The following is a 25971-nucleotide window of genomic DNA, read 5'->3' as shown; positions in this document are numbered from 1 at the left end:
CATACCGCAAAAGTTCCGTCGCGATTTCGTGATGGTTCCTTGGTTGACAAATCATTCGGTGAACGCCGGCGGGGAGGGAACCGTGAGGCTTCGGCGCAGTTGGTTGCGGTCATCACGACGATGACGCGTCGCCAAACGGGGCAGTCACATGTCACAGGCATCATCTGGAAACCGCAAGCTTTCGCTGCGTCTCACAAGCGCGCTCGTTGTGGCAGCCGCTCTGATCGTTGTTCCGCCGTTCATCTCCAGCGCATCGGCGCAGGTGATGAACTATGCACCGGCTGCGCAAAGCGCGTTTCCACCGGACGACGACGTGATGGCTGCACCGCGGGTGCGGGAAAATATGGATGCCGCTCTCCCCGAGCGCCTGCGCCGCGCTGAAGTCAACTATATGACCCGCGAAGCGCCGGGCACAGTGATCATCGATACTGGCAATACCCAGCTTTATTATGTGCTCGGCAACAACCGCGCGATCCGCTACGGCGTCGGTGTTGGCCGCGAAGGATTCACCTGGTCCGGAACGCAGACTGTCACGCGCAAGGCGGAATGGCCGGATTGGCATCCGCCGCAGGAAATGATTGCGCGCCAGCCCTATCTGCCGCGCTTCATGGCTGGCGGCCCCGGCAACCCGCTCGGTGCCCGCGCGATGTATCTCGGCTCCAGCGCTTATCGCATCCATGGCACCAATGATCCGTCAACCATCGGCAAGTTCGTGTCGTCGGGTTGTATCCGCCTGACCAATGAAGATGTGCAGGACCTTTTCAGTCGCGTCAGCGTTGGGACCAGGGTTGTGGTGCTGCCGAAGTCGGTTGCCCCACACTATGAGGCGCGCTCGGCTCCGGCGCCGCGCAGCGTCACATCGATCTCGGTTCGTCCTGCCGGCGTGCAGCAGGCTCCGGGCCGTCAGGCGATGAACCTTTCCGCGTCGTCGCTCTACTGAGTCGATCATTCTGCTTTGATGCCGCGTTGGAGGCCCCATGACCCGATTTCCAGGACAACGGATGGCCCTCGGCGCGGTGGCGGCGATTGTCATACTCGGTGCCGCCCCAGCGCAGGCGCAGGATTTCTTCTCGGCATTGTTCGGCGGGATAGCGCGTGGTCGTGGCCCGGATATCTCGCTGCCTTTCGTCAATGAAGGTCCGCCGGTGCAGGAGCTGCGCCCTCGTGCAGCAAGCGGCGGGCGTCAGGCTTTTTGTGTGCGCACGTGCGATGGACGTTACTTCCCGATATCAGCCACCGACAGTCAGAGCCGTGCGGCGTCGTGCAATAATTTCTGTCCGGCGAGCGATACCAAGGTTGTTTACGGCAGCAGTATCGACACGGCTGCGACCGAGAGCGGCAAGCCCTATTCCGAGCTGCCGAATGCATTCAAGTACCGCACCGAACTGGTGGCCGGTTGCACCTGTAACGGTAAGGACCAGATCGGTCTGGCGCCGGTGAAGCTCGAGAACGATCCGACCTTGCGCAAGGGCGACATCGTCGCCGGTGCCGACGGATTGATGGTCACGGGTCGCGGCGCTGACAAACGCGGTGCATCGCTGAACATGTCGCCGGTGTCGCCGTCGGTGCAGGCGAAGTATGAGCGCATGCCGGTGGTGGCGCGGGAATAATCCGCGCCACGTGATCGATTGCGCTTAAGCCGCGCGGATCTTCCCGAGGAAGTCCGTTACCTGAGTACCGAGCTGGCGTGTCTGCGTCGCCAGGGTCTCTGATGCCACCTTCACATCCTGAGCGGCTGCACCGGCTGCGTCGGCGTCGGCACTGACTCCGCTGATATTGTCCGACACGTTGCGGGTGCCATCGGCCGCCTGCTGGGTGCTGCGGGTGATTTCCTGCGTCGCCGCGCCCTGTTCTTCGACTGCAGCCGCAATCGCGGTGGCGACTTCATTCACTTCGCCGATAATGCCGCCGATCGACTTGATGGCTTCGATGGCCTCATTGGCGACCTTCTGGATATCCGCGATCTGTTCGGAAATATCCTCGGTCGCCTTGGCGGTCTGGCTGGCCAGCGACTTCACTTCCGACGCGACGACCGCAAAGCCACGTCCGGCCTCGCCGGCGCGTGCCGCTTCGATGGTGGCATTGAGTGCCAGCAGGTTGGTCTGCGAGGCGATGTCGTTGATCAGCCCGACCACTTCGCCAATCCGGTTCGCAGTCTGGGCGAGGCCCTGAACGGTATTGTCGGTCTGCTGTGCCTGGCTGACGGCGCGGCTGGCGATGCCGGCTGCATGCGATGCCTGGCGGCTGATGTCGTTGATCGAGGCACTCAGCTCCTCCGCCGCAGCGGCAACGTTCTGCACATTCGCTGAGGCTTCGCCGGAGGCGCGCGCAGCATCTTGCACGCGGGCATTGGTCTGGCTGGACACAGTGGCCATGCCGTCAGATGTCGTATTCATTTGGTCAGAGGCGCTGCCAAGGGCGCCCAGCGTGTCGCGCATCTGGATCTCGAACATGCCGATATACTGCTCGACGGCCTGCTGGCGCTGGCTCGCATTGGCATTGCGATGGCGTTCCTGCGCCTCGATCTCGGCTTTTTCCATCGCCTGCTTTTTGAAGGTCTCCAGCGCACCGGCCAGCCCGCCGATTTCATCCTGGCGATCGGCATAGCCGGCATCGACGGTGAGATCGCCGCCCGCCACTTTCAGCATCGCGTCGCGGATGGTGAGCAGCGGCGTGGTGACACGGCGCGTGATAGTGACTATGGCGCCAACGACGAGCATGATGGCGGCCCCCAGTAGCACCAGTTGCAGTATCAATGAGCGTTGCGCAGCAGACCACTGCACAAGGCTGTGGTTCTTGGCCTCGTCCAGCGCGCGTTCGGCTACGACCACGGCTGTGCTCATCTTGTCGACGGTGAGCGGTGTCCAGGCCGTCGCCGGCATTTCGGGCTTCTCGCCGGTTGCGACAGCCTGAATCAGGCGGTCGCGCAGTGCCAAGTATTGAGGATCGAAATAGGATGCTTTCGCTGCGGCAAGGGCCGTGATGAGACCTTGCGGCAGTTCAGTTCCCGACGATGCGATGTCCAGCGCATTCCATCCAGTTTCGATGCCGCCCGTCAGCTTCACATAGCTTCGCTGCAGCTCCGGCGAGATCTTGTTGACCGCGAGCGCGTTCGACACAATGACGGAGGCGTCGCCCGATGTGTTGCGCATCAGCCAGGCCATCTGCTTGATCGACAGCAATTGATCGATCACCGGATCGTTGTGGGTTACGGCGGCGGTGAGGGCTGACGAGACTTTTTCGAGCATGGCCAGAACGGAATCGACATTGTCCTGGAATTCCTTGGCAAGGCCGGCGCGGCGCGAGGCCTTCGGCTTGCTCATCTGGTCCCAGGATTCTGTCTGCAGCGCGATCAAGGCCTGCATCAGCCGGTTAAACTCGGGCACCAGCGTTGCCTTGCCGGGGAAGTCGGCGGTGACCAGCAATTCTCCTGCTGCTTTCATTGCCGGCATTTCAGCGCCGCGGATACGGCGCAGATAGGCCTCGGTATCGGGCTGGATCACGACATCGGCGTTCAACGTGCGGAACGTCGTGGACCGGTCGGTGCGCAGATTGTGCATTGCCTTGAACACATGGCCGGATGCCTCGGCGATCGTCGACATGCGCCCCGCGACGTTGAGGCGCCCATATGATTCCCACGCGCTGAGAACGAGGAATGTGACGACACAGACCGCCATGATGGCGATCACGGACTTGAGCAATGCGGAAACGGTCAATCGATGAAGCACAATGAATCCCCCAAAAAATATTTCGGTATTTAAGGCTGCAATTGGTAAATATTCACGCTCATGCTCGTTCTGATAAATTAGTTTCTAATATCGCCACTTAAGGTAGAAGATTGTCGTGCCCGGCGATGCTTCAACAAAAAAAAGCCCCGACAATGCCGGGGCTTTTGATACTTGTCAGGGCTCGATGACGTGACTGATGAGGCCTGCCTAGGCAGCCCGGATCTTGCCGAGAAAGTCCGTCACCTGAGTGCCGAGCTGGCGCGTCTGCGTGGCTAGCGTTTCCGAGGCTACCTTCACATCCTGCGCGGCAGCGCCAGCGGCGTCCGCATCGGCGCTCACACCAGCGATGTTGTCCGACACATTGCGGGTGCCATCGGCGGCCTGCTGCGTACTTCGGGTGATCTCTTGTGTCGCGGCTCCCTGTTCTTCGACGGCTGCGGCGATGGCGGTTGCTACTTCATTGACTTCGCCGATGATGCCGCCGATCGACTTGATTGCCTCGATGGCCTCGTTGGCGACCTTCTGGATATCTGCGATCTGCTCGGAAATATCGTCGGTTGCCTTGGCGGTCTGGCTGGCCAGTGACTTCACTTCCGACGCGACGACCGCAAAGCCGCGTCCGGCCTCGCCAGCGCGCGCGGCTTCGATAGTGGCGTTGAGCGCCAGCAGGTTGGTCTGCGAGGCGATATCGTTGATCAACCCGACCACCTCGCCGATCCGGTTGGCGGTCTTGGCGAGGCCTTGGACGGTGCCGTCGGTTTCCTGCGCCTGATTGACGGCGCGACTGGCGATTCCCGCGGCGTGCGCGGCCTGCCGGCTGATATCGTTGATCGACGAGCTCAGCTGTTCGGCGGCCGAGGCGACATTCTGCACGTTCAGGGAGGCTTCGCCCGAAGCTTTTGCTGCGACCTGCACGCGGGCATTGGTCTGGCTGGACACGACCGCCATGCCATCCGATGTGGTGTTCATCTGATCGGACGCGTTGCCGAGTGCGTTGAGCGCATCGCGCATCTGGACCTCGAAGGTCCCGATGTGCTGTTCAATCGCCTGCTGCCGCTGGGTCGCGTCGGCGTTGCGATTGCGCTCCTGCTGTTCGATCTGTGCTTTCTCCTTGGCCTGTTGCTTGAAGGTCTCCAGAGCGCCGGCGAGCGCGCCGATTTCGTCCTTCCGTTCGGAATAGCCGGCATCGACGACGAGATCGCCTGCGGCGACTTTCAGCATCGCATCGCGGATGGTGTGCAGCGGGGTGATGACGCGGCGGGTGACGGCAACCATGCTGCCGAATGCTATGCCGAGCGCGGCTGCGAGCAGCGCCAGTTGCAGGATCAACGCGTGCTGCGCGGCAGTCCACTGCGTCAAGGTGTGGCTTTTGGCTTCATTCAGCGCTCGTTCGGCGACTGTAACCGCACTGGCCATGCGATCAACGGTGATTGGAGTCCATTCGCTCGCGGTGATTTCGGGCTTTTCGCCGCTCACGAGTGCATTCATGACACGGTCACGAAGAGCCATATATTGCGGGTCGAAATAAGCCACCTTCGCAGCAGCCATGGTTGCAGCCAGGTTGGGCGGCAGCTGCATTCCAGACGCGGACAATTCCAGCGCATTCCAGGCAGCGTCGATGCCGCCAACAAACTTGGTGTAGGCGAGCTTATTCTCAGGTGTGGCGCGCCCGACAGCAAGGCCGTTCGCGACGAGGAGGGATCCTTCGCCGGCGGTGTTGCGCAACAGCCAGGCCGCCTGTTTGATCGACAGTAATTGATCGATCATGGGATCGTTGTGGTTCACCGCGGCGGCGAGCTGGGCCGACACCTTTTCCAGTGTTTCAAGCAGAGCTTGCGTGGTCTCCATATACTCCTTGCCGAGGGCTGCACGGCGCGACGCCTTCGGCTTGCTCATCGCGTCCCAGGATTCGGTTTGCAGAGCGGTCAACTTGTCGACCAGCTGGACCAGCGTCGGGTGCAGCGTCTTTTGATCGGCGAATTCGATGGTGGCAATGAGGTCAGCCGCTGCTCGCATCGCCGGCATCTCGGAATCGCGAATGGAGCGGAGATATTTTTCTCCGTCCGGCTGAATGACTGTCTCGTTGTTCAGGTTTCGGTTCGTCGATGCACGGTCGGTGCGCAGATTGTGCATCGCCTTGAAGGCATTCGCGGAGGCGTCCGCAATTACCGAGATGCGGCTGGCTGAACGTAGCCGCCCGTAGGAGTCCCAGGCTGTCGTTGCCAGAACGGCGACCACACAGAGCGCCATGACCACGATGACAGATTGAAGCAATGCGGAAACGGTCAATCGATTGAACATCATGAATCCCCCAAATATTTGATTTAGTAAGGCTTCAAATGGTAAATATTTCCGATTGCACACGTATCGTGAAGTAGGCTTGAATACGGCTACTTTAGGTGGTTCGTGCGTAAGCGTTCTTGCGGCACGGCGATCGGTTCTGCTTCTCCGCGCGGGTTCGGCACTCCGCTGGTGGCGCGGATTTTACGTGACCGTCGGTGACCTGAGGGCCAGCTTGCGTGCCTAGTTTGGCGAGGTTCTTTTGTTCCGATCCGGGAACCCAATGCTCTCGCCCACGTTGGATCACTGTTGAGCAGCTGCGATGGCCGGGGCTGCTATTCGTTTCCATTGAGTCTGGGGGGATACGCACATGCTCGTCGGCGTCTTGATCACTTTTCTCGTCGTCATTCTCATTCTGTACTTGATCAATCTGTTGCCGATCGACGGCCGCGCGAAGCAGATTTGCCGCGTCGTCGTGATCATTCTCGGTGTGATCTCGCTGCTGAAATACATCGCGGTTTTCTAGCGAGATGGACTAACGAAAAAGCCCCGGCGGTTTGCCGGGGCTTTTTGCTATTGATAGTGCCGCTTGCGATCAAGCCAGCGCCTTCGCCTCGCGGCGGCGCGCCGTGAGGATGTATTCAGTATAGCCGTTCGGCTGTGTGCGTCCCTCGAAGATCAGGTCGCAGGCGGCCTTGAAGGCGACGCCGTCGAACGAGGGCGCCATGTTCTGATACAGCGCGTCGCCCTTGTTCTGCTCGTCCACCACCATAGCCATGCGCTTCAGCGATTCCATCACCTGATCCCTGGTAATGACGCCCTGATGCAGCCAGTTGGCAAGGTGCTGGGCGGAGATGCGCAGCGTGGCCCGATCTTCCATCAGGCCGACGCCATGAATGTCTGGCACCTTGGAACAGCCGACGCCCTGGTCGATCCAGCGTACGACATAGCCGAGGATACCCTGGCAGTTGTTGTCGATCTCCTGCTTCACATCATCCGGCGCCCAGTTCGACTGCGACACCGGAATGGTGAGGATGTCGGTGAGCTTGCCGCGCGGCCCGCCCTTGGCGAGATCCTTCTGGCGCGTGGCGACATCGATCTGATGATAGTGCAACGCGTGCAGCGTCGCGGCGGTGGGCGAGGGCACCCATGCGGTGGTGGCGCCGGCCTGCGGATGGCCGAGCTTCTGCGTGAGCATGTCCGCCATCTTGTCGGGCGCGGCCCACATGCCCTTGCCGATCTGGGCATGGCCCGGCAGGCCATCGATCAGGCCGACATCCACGTTCCACTCTTCATAAGCCTTGATCCACGGCGTCGCCTTCATGTCGTTCTTGCGGATCATCGGACCCGCTTCCATCGACGTGTGGATCTCGTCGCCGGTGCGGTCGAGGAAGCCTGTGTTGATGAACATGATGCGCTTGGATGCATTCTGGATACAGGCCTTGAGGTTCACCGTGGTGCGGCGTTCCTCATCCATGATGCCGACCTTCATGGTGTTCTCGGGCAGCGACAGCAGTTTCTCAACGTGCGCAAAGATTTCGCAGGTCAGCGCCACTTCATCGGGGCCGTGCATCTTCGGCTTGACGATATAGATCGAGCCGGTGCGGCTGTTGCGGATCGGACCCTTGCTCTTGAGGTCGTGGATTGCGATCAGGCCAGCAACGGCGGCATCAAGCAGGCCTTCCGGAATTTCCTCGCCGGCGCTGTCGAGCACCGCATCCGTAAACATGTGATGGCCGACATTGCGCATCAGCATCAGGCTGCGGCCATGCAGGGTCAGGTTCTTGCCGTCGATCGTCTTATAGACACGGTCTTCATTGAGCGAACGCTTTAGCGTCTTGCCGCCCTTTTCGAAATCGGCCGAGAGCGTGCCGTTCATCAGGCCCAGCGTGTTGCGATAGACCAGCACCTTGTCGTCAGCGTCCACGGTGGCGACGCTGTCTTCCATGTCGAGAATGGTCGAGACGGCCGACTCCATGATCATGTCGGCAACACCAGCGGAGTCGTCCTTGCCAATGGTGTTGGTTCGATCGATCTTCACTTCGATATGCAGGCCGTTATTGACCAGCAGGATCGAGGTCGGGGTGGCGAGCTCGCCGAGATAGCCAGCGAGCTGGGATTCGTTCTTCAGCGCGGTGAGGTTGCCGCTCTTGAGCTTGGCCGAGAGCTGGCCCGCAATGATGCTGTAGGCCGTGACATCGGTGTGGCTGCCGGTAGCGAGCGGCGCGGCCTGATCGAGGAAGGCTTTTGCCTTGGCGATGACTTTGTCGCCGCGTGCCTTATTGTAGCCTTTGCCACCTTCAGACGGATCGTGCGGGATCGCATCGGTGCCGTAGAAGGCATCGTAGAGACTGCCCCAGCGCGCATTTGCGGCATTCAGCGCATAGCGCGCATTGGTCAGCGGTACCACGAGCTGCGGGCCGCAGATCTGGCCGATCTCGATATCGACATTGGCAGTCTCGACCTGCTTGGTTGCGGGCTCCGGGAGGAGGTAGCCGATTTCCTTGAGGAACGCCGTATAGGCGTTCATGTCGAAGGCGCCCTTGTTGGCCAGATGCCAGGCATCGATCTTGGCCTGCAGCGTATCGCGCACCTTGAGCAGTTCGCGGTTCTTCGGGCCCTGGTCTTTGATGAGAGCGGCGACGCCGGCCCAGAACGCATCCGGCTGGATGCCGGTCCCGGGGGCGGCTTCCTTGGCGATGAAGTCGAACAGGACGGGGGCGATCTGCAGTCCGTGGGCGTCGATGCGTTTCATGGTGTCTTTCTCGCGAGAAGCGGCAATTCTGCTCTAATTTCAGGGAGTATAAGCATAAACGGCGCCAAACCGCGGCGCCCATGGGACCTTTTAACGCCAAACGCTACCCGGTGAGAAGTCCCCTAAAGGGATCAGTGGCCGGGCGGCCGGACCGGGGCCTGCGCGTGATCTGGCGAGATCCGCTCCAGCGCCACCTTGATCACGATGGTGAGCAGTGCCACGGCCGTCAGCACCGTCGCCGCGGCGAAGGCGCCGGCGACATTGTAGTCCTGATACAGAAGTTCGATCTGCAACGGCAACGTCGTGGTCTGGCCGCGGATGTTGCCGGAGACGACGGAGACGGCGCCAAATTCGCCCATCACGCGCGCGTTGCACAGGATCGCGCCATAGAGCACCGCCCAGCGCACATTCGGCAGCGTGACCCGCATGAAGGTCGCAAAGCCGGAAGCGCCGAGTGTGACGGCGGCCTCTTCCTCATCCGTGCCCTGCACCTGCATGAGCGGGATCAACTCACGCGCCACGAAGGGCGCGGTCACGAACATGCTGGCGAGCACGATCGCCGGCAGTGCGAACATCACCTTGATGCCCATGGCCTCGATCAGCGGGCCGAACAGGCCCTGCGAGCCATAGACGAAGATATAGGCGACGCCGGCGACGATCGGCGAGATAGAATAGGGCAGTTCGATCAGCGAAATGAGTAGCGTGCGGCCTGGGAAGACGAACTTGGTCACCGTCCACGCCGCGGCGAGGCCGAACACGATGTTGATCGGCACAGCGATCAGCGCGGTGGTGACTGTCAACAGAATGGCATGCTGCGTGCCGGGCTCGGTGAGGCTGTTGAAGAACGTGCCGATGCCGTGCGACAGCGCTGAACTGAAGATCAAAGCCAGCGGTGCGATCAGGAACAGCAATGTGAGGATCGCGACGATGCCAAGTACCACGCGGCGCGTCACCGGGCCGGCACCGACGGGCGTCACCATCCATTCGGTATGGGCGCGTTCACTCGTCGGATGCGACATCACACGTCTCCCCGGCCGAGATAACGCAGGTTCCAGGCCTGCACCGCGTTGGTGACAATCAGCATGGCGAAAGCCATCGCCAGCATTACCACGGCAATCGCGGCGGCGGCCTGGTAGTTGTATTCCTCGAGCCGAATATAGGTCAGCAGGGCAACGATCTCGGTCTTCATCGGCTGGTTGCCGGCGATGAAAATCACCGCGCCGAATTCGCCGAGGCTGCGTGCGAAGGACAGCGAGCAGCCGGCGAGGAACGCCGGAAAGATCGCGGGGAAGATTACGCGCCAGAGAATCTGCAGATCATTGGCGCCGAGCGAGCGGCCGGCTTCCTCGACATCGGAGCCGAGATCCTCGATCACCGGCTGCACCGTGCGCACCACGAAGGGAATGCTGGTAAAGGCCATCGCGATGGCGATGCCGAGCGGTGCGTAAGCGACCTGGATGCCAAGTGCATCGAGCGGTGCGCCGAACCAGCCTTTCTTGGAAAACAGCGCCGTCAGCGCGAGGCCAGCCACGGCGGTCGGCAGCGCGAAGGGCACGTCGACCAGCGCGTCGAGAATGCGCTTGCCGGGAAATTGATAGCGCGCCAGCACCCAGGCGAGCAGCAGGCCGTAGATGGCGTTGAATGCGGTGGCCGCCAGCGCCATCGTCACCGTGACGCGGATGGCCGACAGTGTGCGCGGCGACGACAGGATGTCCCACAATTGCGCAAGCCCGACGTCCGAGGCTTTCAGGATCAGCGCGCAGAGCGGCAACAGCACGATCGCTCCGAGATAAAAGAGCGTAATGCCGAGCGAGAACCCGAAACCTGGAATGACGCTACGTCGCAAGGGAAGGTCCGTGTGTGAAGCCGTTGGGGCTTCTCTTAGACGATTTGCGCGGAAAGGGAATGCGGCGAGGTCGTCTAATGCAGGCGCCCGTCCTCTCCCATGTCATGGCCGGGCAAAGCGCGAAGCGCCGCTTCGCTAGATGTTCCCGGCCATCCACGTCCTTAGCCCATTTGCAGCCAAGACGTGGATGCCCCGGTCAAGCCCGGGCATGATGGAGTTTGTGGCTCACTTCCCGCCGAACAGTGTGTCCAGCTTTGCGCCGGGATTGAGGTGTTCGGCATTCAGCTTGTCCCAGCCGCCGAATTCGTCCTCGACGCGGTACAGCTTCACTTCCGGGAATTTGTCCTTGTATTTTGCCATCACGGTCTTGTCGGTGACGCGGTTATAGCCCTTGGCTTCGATGTCCTGGCCTTCCGGCGAATACAGGAATTCAAGATAGGCGGTCGCGAGGGCCTTGGTGCCGTGCTTGTCGGCATATTTGTCGACGACGGTCACCGGGAATTCGGCGAGCACGCTGGTCGGTGGCACCACCACTTCATACTTGTCCTTGCCGCCGGCATCTTTGCCCGCGAGGTCGCGGATCGACGAGGTCTCGGCCTCGAAGGTGATCAGCACATCGCCGGTACCGCGCTCGACGAAGGTCGTGGTGGCGGCGCGGCCGCCGGTGTCAAACACCGGGACATTGGCGAACAGCTTCTTGATGAAGTCGTCAGCCTTGTCGGCACCATACTTGTTCTTCGCGAAGGCATAGGCGGCTAGATAGGTGTAGCGCGCATTGCCGGAGGTCTTCGGATTCGGGAAAATCACCTGCACGCCCGGCTTCACCAGATCGTCCCAATCCTTGATCCCCTTTGGATTTCCGGCGCGCACCAGGAAGGCCGGCAGCGAGTAATAAGGCGAGGAATTATTCGGCAGCCGCTTGGCCCAATCGGCCGGAATGAGCTTGCCGCGATCATACAGTACCTGCACGTCGGTGACCTGGTTGAAGGTCACCACATCGGCCTCGAGGCCTTCGAGGATCGAGCGTGCCTGGCGCGACGAGCCGTTATGCGACTGGTTGATGGTAACGTCCTGGCCGGTTTTGGCCTTCCACTGCTTGGCGAAAGCAACGTTGATCTCGGCATAGAGCTCGCGCGAGATGTCGTAGGAGACATTGAGCAGCGTGTTCGGCGTCTGCGCCTGGGCGGGTGCAGTCGCGAGAATGCCGAGTCCGGCGGCGAGAGCGATAATGAAGCGGTTCACGTGTAGTCCCCTGTGAGTGAGAGCGATCGGATGGCCGGGAGCGGCGGCTGCGGCGTTTTGCCCGGCAAACGGTCCGGAATTTGCTGCGCAACGGGGGCGGGCACGGGTGCGATTTCGCGCAACTCCTGCATCGGCCGACCGTTATTGAGAAGAAGCATCTACGACGCTTGGTGTTTGAGGACAAAAATTCTATAGTTAGAACGCCTCGAAGAAGATAAAATCTTCTCTTTGCGCCTCGTTATCGAGAGATATATAGAATATAATTCCAGTCAACCCCCGAATTCGGGGCAGCGGAGTATGTATGCGGTTTCTGCCTGTCTTCCTCGATTTGCAGACCGGGCCGATCATTCTTGTCGGCCAGGGCGAACTCGTGCGCGCCAAGCTGAGGCTGCTGCTGGCGGCCGGTGCGCGGATTCGCTGGTACGCGACGGACGGCAATCGTGACACGTCCGGGCTCGATGCTGAGGGCGTGGCGCGCATTGAGCATGTCGAGGGCGATCCGGTGACCGCCGATCTTTCGGGGTGCATCGCGGTGCTCTGCGCCGGCGCCGGTGAACTCGGTCACGCGGTGGCTGCCCGCGCCAAAGCGAGCGGCGTGCCCGTCAATGTAATGGATGAGCTTGCGCACTCCACTTTCATCTTTCCGGCCATCGTCGACCGCGGCGATGTGGTCGTCGCTGTCGGAACCGGCGGTGCGTCGCCGGTAGTGGCGCGGCGTGTGCGCGAAAAGATCGAGGCGATGCTGCCGGCGCGGATCGGCGATCTTGCCGGCTTCATCGGGCGCTGGCGCAAACCGATCAACGACAAGATCGCCGAGGCTCCGTTGCGTCGCAGGTTCTGGGAACGCATCGTCGATGGTCCGATCGGCGCGCTGGTGCTGGCGGGGCGTGGTACCGAGGCCGAGAAGGCGCTGACGGAAATCGCCGATCTCTCGATCTATGCGGGTGCAGCGCAGGCCGGCGTTGTCGAAGGTCGCGTCACGCTGGTGGGAGCAGGGCCGGGCGATCCGGATCTCCTGACCATCAAGGCGTTGCGCGCGCTGCAGGACGCCGACGTTGTATTTTACGACGAACTGGTGTCACCCGAAGTCCTCGACCGCATCCGCCGGGATGCATCGCGCATTCCCGTGGGTCGCCGGGTCGGCAAGCCCGGTATCGGTCAGGATGCGATCCACAAATTGCTGATCGAAGCCGCGAAAGCTGGGCAACGCGCCGTGCGCTTGAAGGGCGGTGATCCCTTCATTTTCGGGCGCGGTGGCGAGGAGATCGAAGCGCTGCGCGAAGCGGGTGTTGCTTACTCCGTTATTCCCGGCATCACCGCAGGCCTTGGCGCTGCGGCTATGTTCGAGGCGCCGCTGACCTATCGCCGCGAAGCGCTGCGCATCACCTTCCTGACGGCTCACAAGGAAAAGGACGCCGACAAGGTCGACTGGTCGACGCTCACCGACGAGAAGATGACCGTCGTTGTTTATATGGGTATGACCGCTGCCCCCACGATCCGCGCTGGATTGCTCGCTGCCGGGCGCTCGCCACAAACGCCGGTTGGCGTGTTTGCGCGCGTGACGCGTCCGGACGCGCAAGCGGCGGTGGGTATGCTCGACGATCTCCCGGCGCTGGTCGACCAGATCGATGGCGGTCCGGCGGTTCTCATCATTGGCGATGTCGTGGCGCATTCCGCGCCGTGGCGGGCCGCTCAGATCAACAAGCTCGTTTCAGATTTATTGGTGGCTGCCGAATGACCTCTCCGCTGCAACAGAAAATCAAGATCACCGGCCCGTCGGTGGTGACTGCCAACCGTACCTGGGACGGCGTCGTGATTTATCGCGATGCCCATAAAGGCTGGACCACCGACCTCGCAGAGGCTGCCATCGTGCGCACTGCCGATGATGCGCGTGCGCTGCTTGCTGAATCCACAGCCGATGACGTTGGCGCCATCGGTCCCTATATCGCGCCGGTCGCCGTGAACGACAACGGCACCGTCGAGCCCGGCAATCTCCGTGAACAGATTCGCCGCAAGGGCGTCACCATCGACCTTCCGGCTTCGGCTTAAGGTACCTGAATTATGTATGCTTATGATGAAATCGACCGCACGCTGATCAACGAGCGTGTCTCGGAATTCCGCGATCAGGTGAAGCGCCGTCTCGCAGGTGAACTCACCGAAGATGAGTTCAAGATGCTGCGGTTGATGAACGGCGTCTATCTTCAGCTTCACGCCTATATGTTCCGCGTCGCCATTCCCTATGGCACGCTGTCATCGCCGCAACTGCGCAAGATGGCGCATGTGGCGCGACGCTATGACCGCGGCTATGGCCACTTCACCACACGGCAGAACATCCAGTTCAATTGGATCAAGCTCGCCGATCTGCCGGATGCGCTGGAAGATCTCGCTTCGGTCGGCATCCACGCGATGCAGACCTCGGGCAATTGCACACGCAATGTCACCACCGATCAATGGGCGGGTGTCGCGCCGGGCGAGGTCGAGGATCCACGCATCTGGGCGGAATTGCTGCGGCAGTATTCGACCATGCATCCGGAATTCTCGTTCCTGCCACGCAAGTTCAAGATTGCGATCACTGCGTCGGCCCATGATCGCGCGGCGATCAAGGTGCATGACATCGGTCTACGAATTCACAAGAACGAGGCCGGCGAAACTGGCTTCGAAGTGCTGGTCGGCGGTGGCCTCGGTCGCACGCCATTCATCGGAAAGGTGATCAAGCCGTTCGTGCACGGCCGCGACATTCTGAGCTACGTCGAGTCCATCCTGCGCGTCTACAACCAGTATGGCCGCCGCGACAATATCTACAAGGCGCGCATCAAGATTCTGGTTCATGAGCTGGGCATCGAGAAATTCGCCGGCGAAGTTGAGGATGAGTGGCTGGCGACGCGCGAGAGTGCGCTGACGCTGGACAACGAGGTTGTCGAGGATATCCGCTCGCGCTTCAGCTATCCGCACTATCAGAAGCTCTCCGACACGCCGGACGAGTTGGCGGCCGCGTCGGCCGATCCGCATTTTGCGCGCTGGCTCAAGAACTCGGTCGCGCCGCATCAGCGGACCGGCTACGCCATCGTGACATTGTCGTTGAAGCCGGTGGGCGGCCCGCCCGGCGATGCCACGGCCGACCAGATGGATGCGGTTGCCGATCTTGCCGACAAATACTCGTTCGGCGAAATCCGCGTGGGCCATGAGCAAAATCTAGCGCTGCCGAGCGTGGCCAGGCGTGATCTGCCCGCACTGTGGCGGCAGCTCGACAAGCTCGGCCTCGCCACGCCGAACGTCAATCTGGTCACCGACATCATCGCATGCCCTGGCCTGGACTACTGCTCGCTGGCTAATACGCGTTCGATCCCGATCGCGCAGGAACTAACGCGGCGTTTCGCCAATAACGATCTCGCGGAGCTGATCGGTCGGCTGCATATCAACATCTCCGGCTGCATCAATGCCTGCGGCCATCACCATGTCGGCCATATCGGTATTCTCGGCGTCGAGAAGAACGGCGAGGAATTCTTCCAGATCACAATCGGCGGCCGTGCCGACGAACATGCCGTGGTCGGCACCCTGATCGGTCCGGCGGTGCCTTTTGCCGAGGTTGCCGACGTCATCGAGGATATCGTTGAAGCCTATCTGGCACTGCGTGCTCGGCCGGATGAATTGTTTGTCCAGACTGTCGAACGCCTCGGCGTCGAGCCGTTCAAGGAGCGCGTTTATGCCACTCGTTAAGCAAGGCAAGATCGTTGCCGACGGCTATATTCACGTGGCCGACGATGCGGAGATTCCGGTCGACGGAGCGGCGTTGGTGCCGGCTGCGCGTTTTCTCTCCGATCCGGAGGCGCTGCTGAAGCGCAGCAGCCCGACCGGTGTGATCTGGCCGAATAACCGCGATCCGGAAGAGCTGGTGCCTTATCTCGACAGGCTCGCGGTGGTCGCGCTGGTCTTCCCGTCGTTCCGCGACGGCCGAGCCTACAGCCAGGCGCGCCTGCTGCGTGAACGCTACAAATACAAGGGCGAATTAAGGGCAACCGGCCAGGTGTTACGCGATCAGTTCGTCATCATGCTGCGGGCCGGTTTTGATTCATTCGAAGTGAAGAAGGATGCCGATGCGGAAGCGTTCGCGGCTACGGCGAAACGCTACACGGTGTTCTATCAGCCGACGGGCGATGGTCGCATCACGGCGCTGCATCAGCGCATGCAGTTGCGTCATGCGGAGAACGCGCGCTAATTCGCCGCATGTCGACAGCTTTCGCAGCGTTGGTTGATGACAAATGACCAGCGCGCGATACGGTCTCCATACGAAGGCATATTCATAGCACATTGCTGCCGTCATGCCGCCAACATTGGAATCTGGTTTCGTTGACTTAGCGGTGCTTCTTCAAGATTTTGCCCCCACCTCATGACGATCGTGTTGTGAGGTTGGATGGAGATCAAAATGGTCCGTCGTATTCTTCCCGTCATTGCGGGTCTCTTAATTGCAACATCGGCGCACGCGGCCGACATTTCGCTGCTCAACGTGTCGTATGACCCGACGCGCGAGCTGTATGTCGATTTCAACAAATCATTCGCTGCTGCGTATCAGAAGGAAACCGGCAAGAGCGTCGAGATCAAGCAGTCGCATGGCGGCTCGGGGGCGCAGGCGCGCTCTGTGATCGATGGTCTGCAAGCCGATGTGGTCACCCTCGCGCTCGCCTACGATATCGACGCAATCGCCAATAAGGGCCTGCTGGCGAAGGACTGGCAGAAGCGCCTGGCGCAGAATTCATCACCCTATACGTCGACCATCGTGTTCCTGGTGCGCAAGGGTAACCCCAAGGCCATCAAGGACTGGGACGATCTGATCAAGAGCGGCGTCAGCGTCATCACGCCAAATCCGAAGACTTCTGGCGGCGCGCGCTGGAACTATCTCGGCGCCTGGGGCTATGCTCTGAAGAAATATGGATCGCAGGACAAGGCAAAGGAATTCGTCGGTAACATCTTCAAGAACGTTCCGGTTCTCGATACCGGCGCGCGTGGCTCGACCATCACCTTCGTCCAGCGCGGCGTCGGCGATGTCTTGCTGGCCTGGGAAAACGAGGCGTATCTGGCAATCCAGGAATTCGGCAAGGACAAGTTCGAGATCGTCGCGCCGTCGCTTTCAATTCTCGCCGAGCCGCCGGTCGCCGTCGTTGATACCGTCACTGATAAAAAGGGTACCAAAGCCGCTGCCGAGGCCTATCTGAAATACTGGTACACCAAGGAAGGTCAGGAGATCGCCGCGCGCAATTTCTATCGTCCGCGTGATGCCGATATTGCCAAAAAGTACGAGGCTTCCTTCGCCAAGGTTGATCTGTTTACGATCGACGACGTGTTCGGAGGTTGGACCAAGGCGCAGAGCGAGCACTTTACCGACGGCGGCGTGTTCGACAAGATCTACAAGAACTGATCGTTCGCAGCGAAACATCCAGACCGGTATGCCGGTCTGGGGCTTTTACCAAAGCAAGGGGACATTGTGAGCGCGGCACCTAAACGAAGTTCGTTGCCGGGGTTCGGCCTGAGCATGGGCCTGACCCTGACATGGCTGTCGCTTTTGATTCTGATCCCGTTGGCCGGGTTGTTCGTCAAGACAGCCGATCTCAGTCTCTCGCAGTTCATCGATACCGTCACCAGCAACCGCACCCTACACGCGCTCAGGATTTCGTTCGGATTGGCCTTCGCGGCTGCGCTGGTCAATCTGGTCGCTGGCCTGATTATCGTCTGGGCCCTGGTCCGTTACCGGTTTCCCGGTCGCCGGATGTTTGATGCCATTGTCGATATCCCGTTCGCCCTGCCCACTGCAGTGGCAGGCATAGCACTGACGACGTTGTTTGCGCAGAACGGATGGCTCGGCGCGCCGCTGGCGTCGCTCGGCATCAAGGTGGCGTTTACGCCGCTCGGAATTTTCCTGGCGATGGTCTTCATTGGCATTCCGTTCGTGGTGCGGACGGTGCAGCCGGTGCTGATCGACCTCGATGTCGAGATCGAAGAGGCCGCGGCCTGTCTCGGTGCCTCCCGCTGGCAAACCATCACCCGCGTCATCATTCCCAGCCTCACGCCGGCCATTCTCACCGGCTTCGCCCTGGCCTTCGCCCGCGCCGTTGGCGAATATGGCTCCGTGATCTTCATCGCTGGCAACCTTCCAAATGTGTCGGAGATTGCGCCGCTCTTGATCGTCATCCGGCTGTCGGAATTCCGCTATGCCGATGCGACGGCGATCGCGGTGGTCATGCTGGTCTTCTCATTCCTGATCATCTTCGTGCTCAATCGGCTGCAGCGCTGGGCGCAGACACGCGCGCTGGCCGTGAGTTGACCTGACATGACCATTACAATTATCAATTCGCCAGTCACCGTGGAGCGCGCCCAGTCCGTGGCACGACAGGACCTGCATACCGAGCCATGGCTCGTGCGCGGCATCATTATCGGTGTCGCAGTGATGTTCCTGACAGTGTTCGTGGTCCTGCCGCTGATTTTGGTATTCTCGGAGGCATTGTCCAAGGGCGTTGGGTTCTATCTGTCGGCCTTGGCAGATTCCGAGGCGCTCTCGGCCATCTGGCTGACGCTGATCACAGCAGTGATCTCGGTCAGCCTCAATCTGGTATTCGGCGTTGCCGCCGCTTGGGCGGTGGCCAAATTCGAATTCAGGGGCAAGACCTTGCTGGTCACCCTGATCGATCTGCCGTTCTCGGTCAGCCCCGTTATCTCCGGTCTGGTATTCGTGCTGCTGTTTGGTGCCCAGGGTTTCTTTGGGCCATGGCTGATGTCGCATGGCATCAACATTCTGTTTGCCGTGCCAGCGATCGTGCTGGCGACAACCTTCGTCACCTTCCCATTCGTCGCCCGGGAGCTGATACCGCTAATGCAGGAACAGGGGTCGCAGGAGGAAGAGGCTGCGATTTCGCTGGGAGCGAGTGGTTGGCGTACCTTCATTGTGGTGACGCTCCCCAACATCAAATGGGGCCTGCTCTACGGCGTACTGTTGTGTAATGCACGGGCGATGGGTGAGTTTGGCGCAGTTTCGGTGGTGTCGGGCCACATTCGCGGCGAGACCAACACCATGCCGCTGCTGGTGGAAATCCTGTATAATGAATATCAACTGGTGGCGTCGTTCGCGATCGCGTCATTGCTGGCTCTGCTGGCGCTCTTGACGCTGATCGCAAAGACCATCCTCGAAGGCCAGATTGAAGAAGGACAGCTGCCCCGTGACGATTGAAGTTCGGAATATCGTAAAGCAGTACGGTGCCTTCAAGGCGCTGGATAATGTCGACCTCAGGGTTGCTGATGGTGAGCTGCTCGCGCTGCTCGGACCGTCCGGTTCCGGCAAGACGTCATTGCTGCGAATTATCGCAGGGCTCGATTGGCCGGATTCCGGCGAAGTCTCGTTCGATGGCGAAAACGCATTGGCGCGGGGCGCCGGCGAGCGCCACGTCGGTTTCGTGTTCCAGCACTATGCGTTGTTCCGCCACATGAGCGTGTTCGAGAATGTGGCCTTCGGCCTGCGCGTGCAGCCGCGCGCCGTGCGCAAGAGCGAAGCGCAGATCCGCGCGCGGGTGAAGGAGCTTCTCGATCTCGTGCAGCTCGACTGGCTCGCCAATCGCTATCCCAGCCAGCTCTCGGGCGGCCAGCGGCAGCGTATTGCGCTGGCGCGTGCGCTCGCCATCGAGCCGCGCATTCTGCTGCTCGACGAGCCGTTCGGCGCGCTCGATGCCAAGGTCCGCAAGGAGTTGCGGCAGTGGCTGCGCACGTTGCACGAGGAAATCCATGTTACCTCGATCTTCGTCACGCATGACCAGGAGGAGGCGCTCGAAGTCGCCAATCGCGTCGTGGTGATGGACAAGGGCAAGATCGAACAGATCGGCACGCCTGGCGACGTTTACGATAACCCGGCGACGGCTTTCGTGCACTCATTCATAGGTGAATCGATCGTGCTCCCGGTCGATGTAAGCGACGGCCAGGTGAAGCTCGGCCATCGCCCGCTCAACATCGATGCGGGCAGCGCAAGCGGACCGTCGAAATTGTTTGTTCGTCGTCACGACATGCAGATCGGTCCGCTCGGCGAGGGAGCCCTCGAAGGCACCGTGCGCCGCGTCCGCACCTTCGGCCCGATCCAGCGCGCCGACATCGCGTTGTCCGGCGATGATACGCTGGTGGAGATCGATGCCCCGCGCGACCGTCCGCTCACCACGGGCGATGCGATCAGCCTGCAGCCGCGGCGCTACCGGATCTTTGCCGGGCAGGAGTGACTGCGCTTCTAAAAATCCCGTCCGTTCACCTTTCAGCCACGGTTGGTGTGCAACAACGGCCCCTTGATTTGGGGGATTGCCGATGAAGCGGGTGGCTCTGGCCAGTCTGGGAGTTCTGTTGCTGGCAGGGTGCGCGGGGACCGTCGATACCGTGCCGGACCAGCCCACCATGTATCTCAGCATGGCCAATGGTGGCGCCAAGCTCGATCCGGTGGCCGCAGCCTCGATGATCTCGCTGTACCGGCAGAACAACGGCCTCGGTCCGGTAGTGGTCGATCCCGCATTGATGGCGCTGGCGGAAGACCAGTCCACCGCCATGGCGAAACGGAACAAGCTCGATCACGACGTGAAGGCGCCGCTGGCCAAGCGTCTGAATGCCGGCGGTTATCCGGCGAGCTTGGCCGTCGAGAACGTCTCTGCGGGCTACCATACGATGGCCGAGGCCTTTTCTGGCTGGCGGGACTCGCCGCCGCATCGCGCTAATATGCTGAAATCCGGTGTCACAAAACTGGGCATCGCCGCGACCTACGCTCCCAACACCAAATACAAGGTGTTCTGGACCATGATCCTGGCTTCGACGGATTCCAAATAAGCCTTTCCAGATAGCCGAAGCGTGATGGTGCTCCGCACCATCCGAGATTGACGCCGCCGCAAGGGGACGCCACGGTACGGTTCCCGTCGCCGACAGGATCGAGTGGTCTCATGGATATGTCCGATCAGCCTCAATCCAGCGCTGCCAGCAAACCCGCCGAAGCCAAGCGCGTCCTGGTGCTGCAAGGGGGCGGCGCGCTTGGCTCCTATCAGGCCGGCGCCTATGAGGCGCTGTGTCATCATGATTTCGAGCCGGAATGGGTGGCTGGCATCTCCATCGGTGCCATCAATGCGGCGATCATCGCGGGCAACGAGCGCGACAAGCGGATCGGCAAGCTCAAGGAATTCTGGGAGATGGCGGCATCGCCGGTCCCTTGGAGCCCGATGCTGACGGATGACCGCGCGCGCTCTTATTTCTACGAGGCAGGCGCCGCTGTCATTGCTACATTCGGTGTGCCAGGCTTTTTCGTGCCGCGGATTCCGCCAGCTCCGCTGTGGCCGCCCGGCAGTCCGCAGTCGCAGAGCTTTTACGACACCGCGCCGCTGAAAGCGACGCTGGAACGGCTGGTTGACTTTGATCGTCTCAACGATTGCAAGACCCGGCTAAGCGTTGGCGCCGTGAGCGTGACCACCGGCAACTTCACTTATTTCGACAACACGCTCTTCAAGAAAGATCGCAAAAGGATCGAGCCCGAGCACATCATGGCCTCCGGTGCGTTGCCGCCGGGGTTTCCCTCGATCGTCATCGATGGCGAGCATTTCTGGGATGGCGGCATCGCCTCAAACACGCCGCTGGATTTCGTACTGGATGACGTCACCAGCGATCTGCTGATCTTTCAGGTCGATCTGTTCAGCGCGCGCGGGCCATTGCCGCAATCGATCCTGGAAGCGCAGGAGCGTGAAAAGGACATTCGCTATTCCAGCCGTACCCGCATGAATACCGACAAGAACAAGAAGATCCACAACATCCGCAAGGCGCTGCGTGATCTGATTGGCAAATTGCCGGCAGAACTGAAGCAGGATCCCGGAGTGGCCCTGCTGTCGGAAGCTGCGAAGGAAAATACCGTCACGGTGGTGCATCTGATCTATACGAGCAAGAATTACGAGTCGTCGTCGAAGGACTACAATTTCTCGCGCATTGGCATGGTCGAACACTGGGGCGCCGGCGAGCGCGATGTGTTCCTCTCGATGCGCCACAAGGATTGGTTCGAGCGGCCGCAATCCGATGAATCGATGGTGACCCATGCGCTCACCGCAGACGATTACAATGACCTCCCGCAGCATTTGACGTCCAACAGGAGCAAGTAATGGCTAATCTCACAGGCAAGACCGCCGTCGTCACCGGTTCGACCAGCGGCATCGGCCTCGCTTATGCGCGCGCTTTCGCAAGCGCTGGCGCCAATATCGTCATCAACGGCATGGGCGCGCCTGCTGACATCGAGAAGGAACGCGCGGCTATCGAGAGCGATTTCAAGGTCAAGGCGATCCATTCGCCAGCGGACATGACCAAGCCGGCCGAAATTGCCGAAATGATCGCGCTCGGCGAGAAGACCTATGGATCGGTAGATATTCTCGTCAACAATGCGGGTATCCAGTTTGTGTCTCCGATCGAGGAATTCCCGATCGAGAAGTGGGATGCGATCATCGCCATCAATCTCTCCTCCGCCTTCCACGGCATCCGCGCCGCCGTGCCCGGCATGAAGAAGCGCGGCTGGGGCCGCATCATCAACACCGCGTCGGCGCATTCGCTGGTCGCTTCGCCATTCAAGTCGGCTTATGTCTCTGCCAAGCACGGCATCGCCGGCCTGACCAAGACCGTGGCGCTGGAAGTCGCGACCCACAAGATCACCTGCAACTGTATCTCGCCCGGCTATGTCTGGACGCCGCTGGTGGAGAAACAGATCCCCGATACCATGAAGGCGCGCGGACTGACCAAAGAGCAGGTCATCAACGACGTCCTGCTGGAAGCGCAGCCGACCAAGGAATTCGTGACCTCCGAACAGGTTGCGGCATTGGCGCTGTTCCTGTGCGGTGACGATGCCGCACAGATCACTGGAACAAACCTGTCGATCGATGGTGGCTGGACGGCTGAATAAGTTTGCTTCCTGACCTCCTCCTGCTTTGCCGGGGGAGGTTGTTAGGCGCGTTGCTTTCCGAAGGCGAGCACGTGCAGTCCAAGCCGCTGCCGCACAATCCAGAACAGCAGGATCGTCTCGAAGGTAAGCGCAATCGACGTTGCCGCGGCGGCGCCATGGCCGCCGAATTTCGGCACCAGCACGAGACACAGCACCAGGTTCATCACGAAAGCCGACGCGTAGGCCACGGCGCAAATATGTTGGTGACCGAGCATGTTGAGCAGCCGCTCGACGGGACCGATTGCGGCGCGCACCACGAGGCCGATGGCCGCGATGAACATGATGTCGTAACCGCTGGTGAATTGCGGACCGAACAGCCATAGCAGCGGCTTGCCCAGAGCGAGCAGGATCAGCGTAGCTGCGAGCGAGGGCCAGAATGTCCATTTGATCGCGTGGGTGACATAAGCGGCGAGGCGGTCCTTGTCGCCGGCCGCGTGATATTCGGTAAAGCGATGCGCTGTTGTCGCCGACATCGCGTAATGAATGAACGACACCAGCGCCAGGGTCTTCACCACAGCGAAGTACACGCCGACTTCGTCCGATGAGACGAACTGCTGCAGCACCAGCACGTCGGTGTAGGACAGCAGCAGATAGAAGCTCTCAACCAGCAGGATCGGCAACGACACTGCGAGCCAGCCGCGATAGTCATAGGCTTTCGGGCCGGGTTCGATATGCGCCGCGAGCCGGCGATTGAGCACGATCATCTGGCCGATCATCGCGACCCAGACGGCCGCCACGCTGGCTAGCATTGCGATGGTCGCACCAAGCTTAAAGCCCAGTGCGAAGGCGCCGGCGGTGAAGCCGATGATGAGCGCCTGGCGGATGATGAATTGCGGCATCAGGCCGAGGCGCATCCAGTCATGCGAGCGCGCGATACCATCCTGCGTGTTGGCGACGACGAAGGCCGGCAGCGTCAGGCAGCCGAGATAGAGCGGCACCACCGTGTCGGCGTCGATCCACGGCGAGATGAGTTTGACGAGGCCAGCGAGCAGCAGCGAGACCATCACCGAGACGATACCGGTCATCCAGCGGCTGCCAGAGAGAAAGCCGCGCAGCCGCGCGTGGTCGCCGCTGGCGCGATACTCCGGGATGATCTTCTGGGCTGAAGCGGCGATGCCGAAATCCATCATCGAGCCGAGCAGCAGTACCCATGTCCAGACATAGACATAGATGCCGTAATCCGACGTGCCCATCCAGCGCGCCAGCAGGATCTGGGAGAAGTAAGCGAGGCCGGCCGAGATCACGCGGATGAGGAAGATGGTGCCGGCGAGGCGGCGCGTCAGCGCTTCGCCTGAGCCGGTGAACAGCGCGCCCAGCCTAGCCTTGAGGCCGGTGGGCGCGGTTGCGGGTGCGGAGTTTGCGTCCATCACGGCCACGACAAGGTCCTCAGCCGCAGGCGTGCGGCAGCGGTCTGGCGTAGCAAGTAGTCGTTAACATCCGGTTGGGCGGAGATATACAGGTTGCGCGCAACAGGTCACGCGCCAGCGGTATCAGGGCAGGTTGACGTTGAATTCATAGGCGCGGTCGCTGCCGACCAGCGTCAGTTTCAGGGCCGCGCCATCGGTCGTGGCGCCGGGCGGCACGCCGTCGAGTTCGAAGCTGAAGCGCTTCACGCCCGGCGGGCTCTTGGCCTCGAGTTTGGGGATCGGCAGCGCCCATTCCGGCGTCGGGCCCTCGACGAACAGGTTGGGTTCGCTGCCTTCGGGCGCCACGACGTCAACGAACACATTCTTGCCCTCGCGCTTGAGGTCGCGCACCGTCAGCGGACTGGTGTCGCCCATGGTTGCCGGCTTAGGCACGGTATCGAGCGCCGCGGTCAGCGCGCCGTCTTCAGTGCTGGCCACGCTGGTAAAAGCGAGTTCGGCATTGGCGTCGACCGGAATGCATAGCTTGTCGCAGACCGCATAATTGATCGCCGCACGGAGAATCACCGGCTTGCCGGGGTCTTTGGCGATCACCCGCATCGGTAGCACCACCTGTTTCACATAGCCCAGCGACAGGCCACCAGCTCCATCCTCGAATTTTTTCGGCGCCGGCCACAGGATGGTGACGGTATCCAGGTTCTCCGATTTGGAAAAATCGAAGCGGGGCGGTACCCCGGAATCACCGGGATTCCGCCAATAGGTGTGCCAGCCGGGCTGCAGCTGGATCGCGATGCCTCCCAGCATTACCGGCCCGCTACGCGAGCCTGCCACAAGCCTGATCTGCGAATGACTGTCTATCTGCCAAGGTGAGGTGTCCTCCGCCTGCGCGCTGCAGGTGAGGAGCAGGCCCGCGGCGCAGACAGCGACAATGTGGTGCGGAACAGATGCGGTCATCGGGCGTCCTTACAGGGTGGGCCTGTCATAAAGCCAAACCTGTCTTAAGCTATTGAACTGCTTGTGATCCGGTTTTCGTATGCGTTGCGGAAGGCTGATTGACAGAACCCAGACCCAATATCAGGATAGGCAACGAAATGAGAGCGGTTTGCTGATGGAACCCACTCGCAAGCGCCCCCGGAGAAGCCGCGCGAAATCCGGCGCCGGCGACACTGGCAACTACCTCGACGGGCAGTTGCTGATCGCCATGCCTGTGATGGAAGACGAGCGCTTCGCCCGTTCGGTGATTTACGTCTGCGCGCATTCGTCGGAAGGTGCCATGGGCATCATCGTCAATCGGCCTGCGGGGAGCATCGATTTTCCCGAATTGCTGGTTCAACTGGACATCATTGAAAAGTCCGACAGCATCAAGCTCCCGGAAAGCGCCGAAAGCATGAAAGTGCTGAAGGGCGGTCCGGTCGAGACCGGCCGAGGTTTCGTGCTGCATTCCAGCGATTTCTTCATCAAGGACGCGACATTGCCGATCGACGATGGCGTCTGCCTCACCGCGACCGTGGATATCCTGCGCGCCATCGCCAATGGCGGTGGACCCAAGCACGCGATTCTCGCGCTGGGCTATGCCGGCTGGGCGCCGGGCCAGTTGGAAGACGAAATCCAGGGCAACGGTTGGCTGCATTGCGCAGCTGATGAGGATCTCATCTTCGGCGGTGATGTTGAGGAGAAGTATCTTCGCGCGCTGCAGAAGATCGGGATCGCCCCGGGGATGTTGTCGGCCGAGGCCGGGCACGCGTGAGCGTCCGCTAGACTTCCAGCTATCAGCGACGGCCCTA

23 protein-coding genes are annotated in these 25971 nt (G+C 61.0%); 15 read left to right on the top strand and 8 right to left on the bottom strand.

The genetic code is table 11. From position 1 onward, the window contains the following. The first annotated feature begins 148 nt into the window (after positions 1-148). Together AB8B02_RS00890 and AB8B02_RS00885 are read left to right on the top strand one after the other, a co-directional pair. The gene (locus tag AB8B02_RS00890) at positions 149-940 is read left to right on the top strand and encodes a L,D-transpeptidase (protein WP_439062858.1); all 792 of its coding nucleotides are present in this window, start codon (positions 149-151) and stop codon (positions 938-940) included. 37 nt (positions 941-977) lie between these two features. Next, positions 978-1610, top strand: coding sequence for a DUF2865 domain-containing protein (locus AB8B02_RS00885; protein ID WP_439062857.1), 633 nt, complete (start codon positions 978-980; stop codon positions 1608-1610). Positions 1611-1634: 24 nt separating this feature from the next. Here the strand turns inward: AB8B02_RS00885 and AB8B02_RS00880 are convergent, their stop codons facing one another. After that, complete coding sequence (locus tag AB8B02_RS00880) at positions 1635-3728, bottom strand: methyl-accepting chemotaxis protein (protein WP_439062856.1); 2094 nt, start codon at positions 3726-3728, stop codon at positions 1635-1637. Positions 3729-3935: 207 nt separating this feature from the next. Further along, positions 3936-6029 (bottom strand): methyl-accepting chemotaxis protein, encoded by a 2094-nt coding sequence (locus tag AB8B02_RS00875; RefSeq protein ID WP_184511507.1) that lies wholly within the window; start codon positions 6027-6029, stop codon positions 3936-3938. 349 nt (positions 6030-6378) lie between these two features. On the opposite strand from AB8B02_RS00875, the gene AB8B02_RS00870 reads away from it, so the two are divergent. Continuing rightward, positions 6379-6534, top strand: a complete 156-nt coding sequence (locus AB8B02_RS00870) for a Thivi_2564 family membrane protein (RefSeq protein ID WP_086937086.1) — start codon at positions 6379-6381, stop codon at positions 6532-6534. Positions 6535-6603: 69 nt separating this feature from the next. Here the strand turns inward: AB8B02_RS00870 and AB8B02_RS00865 are convergent, their stop codons facing one another. From AB8B02_RS00865 to cysP, 4 genes are all read right to left on the bottom strand, one after another. Next, on the bottom strand, positions 6604-8763 hold the full coding sequence (locus AB8B02_RS00865; RefSeq protein WP_439062855.1) for a malate synthase G: 2160 nt from the start codon (positions 8761-8763) through the stop codon (positions 6604-6606). 131 nt (positions 8764-8894) lie between these two features. Beyond that, positions 8895-9782 carry a sulfate ABC transporter permease subunit CysW gene (gene cysW / locus AB8B02_RS00860; protein ID WP_439062854.1) on the bottom strand — a complete coding sequence of 296 codons (888 nt, stop codon included), beginning with the start codon at positions 9780-9782 and terminating at the stop codon, positions 8895-8897. Further along, positions 9782-10609 carry a sulfate ABC transporter permease subunit CysT gene (gene cysT / locus AB8B02_RS00855; protein ID WP_439062853.1) on the bottom strand — a complete coding sequence of 276 codons (828 nt, stop codon included), beginning with the start codon at positions 10607-10609 and terminating at the stop codon, positions 9782-9784. The genes cysW (AB8B02_RS00860) and cysT (AB8B02_RS00855) overlap by 1 nt, the downstream gene beginning before the upstream one ends. Before the next feature lie 225 nt (positions 10610-10834). Continuing rightward, positions 10835-11851 (bottom strand): thiosulfate ABC transporter substrate-binding protein CysP, encoded by a 1017-nt coding sequence (cysP, locus tag AB8B02_RS00850; protein WP_089265423.1) that lies wholly within the window; start codon positions 11849-11851, stop codon positions 10835-10837. Positions 11852-12152: 301 nt separating this feature from the next. Here cysP and cysG point away from each other — a divergent pair, with 301 nt between their 5' ends. From cysG to AB8B02_RS00795, 11 genes are all read left to right on the top strand, one after another. Then, entirely contained in the window at positions 12153-13589 is a 1437-nt protein-coding gene (cysG, locus tag AB8B02_RS00845) for a siroheme synthase CysG (protein ID WP_439062852.1), read from the top strand. Then, on the top strand, positions 13586-13900 hold the full coding sequence (locus tag AB8B02_RS00840) for a DUF2849 domain-containing protein (protein WP_089265421.1): 315 nt from the start codon (positions 13586-13588) through the stop codon (positions 13898-13900). The genes cysG and AB8B02_RS00840 overlap by 4 nt, the downstream gene beginning before the upstream one ends. Positions 13901-13912: 12 nt before the next feature. Then, positions 13913-15568 carry a nitrite/sulfite reductase gene (locus tag AB8B02_RS00835; protein ID WP_439062851.1) on the top strand — a complete coding sequence of 552 codons (1656 nt, stop codon included), beginning with the start codon at positions 13913-13915 and terminating at the stop codon, positions 15566-15568. Next, positions 15555-16067, top strand: coding sequence for a DUF934 domain-containing protein (locus AB8B02_RS00830; RefSeq protein WP_439062850.1), 513 nt, complete (start codon positions 15555-15557; stop codon positions 16065-16067). The genes AB8B02_RS00835 and AB8B02_RS00830 overlap by 14 nt, the downstream gene beginning before the upstream one ends. A gap of 207 nt (positions 16068-16274) precedes the next feature. Next, complete coding sequence (locus AB8B02_RS00825) at positions 16275-17264, top strand: sulfate ABC transporter substrate-binding protein (protein WP_089265721.1); 990 nt, start codon at positions 16275-16277, stop codon at positions 17262-17264. Between the two features lie 66 nt (positions 17265-17330). Further along, entirely contained in the window at positions 17331-18167 is an 837-nt protein-coding gene (cysT, locus tag AB8B02_RS00820) for a sulfate ABC transporter permease subunit CysT (protein WP_439062849.1), read from the top strand. 6 nt (positions 18168-18173) lie between these two features. Next, positions 18174-19067 carry a sulfate ABC transporter permease subunit CysW gene (gene cysW, locus AB8B02_RS00815; protein ID WP_089265417.1) on the top strand — a complete coding sequence of 298 codons (894 nt, stop codon included), beginning with the start codon at positions 18174-18176 and terminating at the stop codon, positions 19065-19067. Then, positions 19057-20097 carry a sulfate/molybdate ABC transporter ATP-binding protein gene (locus AB8B02_RS00810; RefSeq protein ID WP_089265416.1) on the top strand — a complete coding sequence of 347 codons (1041 nt, stop codon included), beginning with the start codon at positions 19057-19059 and terminating at the stop codon, positions 20095-20097. Before cysW (AB8B02_RS00815) ends, AB8B02_RS00810 begins: the two co-directional genes overlap by 11 nt. A gap of 82 nt (positions 20098-20179) precedes the next feature. Then, complete coding sequence (locus tag AB8B02_RS00805; protein ID WP_439062848.1) at positions 20180-20689, top strand: CAP domain-containing protein; 510 nt, start codon at positions 20180-20182, stop codon at positions 20687-20689. 110 nt (positions 20690-20799) lie between these two features. Further along, entirely contained in the window at positions 20800-21996 is a 1197-nt protein-coding gene (locus AB8B02_RS00800) for a DUF3734 domain-containing protein (RefSeq protein ID WP_093756813.1), read from the top strand. After that, positions 21996-22784, top strand: coding sequence for a 3-hydroxybutyrate dehydrogenase (locus tag AB8B02_RS00795; protein ID WP_089265413.1), 789 nt, complete (start codon positions 21996-21998; stop codon positions 22782-22784). The genes AB8B02_RS00800 and AB8B02_RS00795 overlap by 1 nt, the downstream gene beginning before the upstream one ends. 41 nt (positions 22785-22825) lie before the next feature. On the opposite strand, the gene AB8B02_RS00790 is transcribed toward AB8B02_RS00795, so the two are convergent. Further along, complete coding sequence (locus AB8B02_RS00790; RefSeq protein ID WP_439062847.1) at positions 22826-24199, bottom strand: flippase; 1374 nt, start codon at positions 24197-24199, stop codon at positions 22826-22828. Between the two features lie 114 nt (positions 24200-24313). Then, on the bottom strand, positions 24314-25141 hold the full coding sequence (locus tag AB8B02_RS00785; protein WP_089265411.1) for a protein-disulfide reductase DsbD domain-containing protein: 828 nt from the start codon (positions 25139-25141) through the stop codon (positions 24314-24316). Positions 25142-25295: 154 nt separating this feature from the next. Between AB8B02_RS00785 and AB8B02_RS00780 the strand changes: the two genes are divergently transcribed. Beyond that, positions 25296-25934: a YqgE/AlgH family protein gene (locus AB8B02_RS00780; protein ID WP_439062846.1), complete on the top strand. Its 639-nt coding sequence runs from the start codon at positions 25296-25298 to the stop codon at positions 25932-25934. The last annotated feature ends 37 nt before the right edge of the window (positions 25935-25971 follow it).

Source organism: Tardiphaga sp. 862_B3_N4_1, assembly GCF_051811085.1.
Lineage (GTDB): Bacteria > Pseudomonadota > Alphaproteobacteria > Rhizobiales > Xanthobacteraceae > Tardiphaga > Tardiphaga robiniae.
This window is presented reverse-complemented; position numbering and strand designations above follow the sequence as displayed.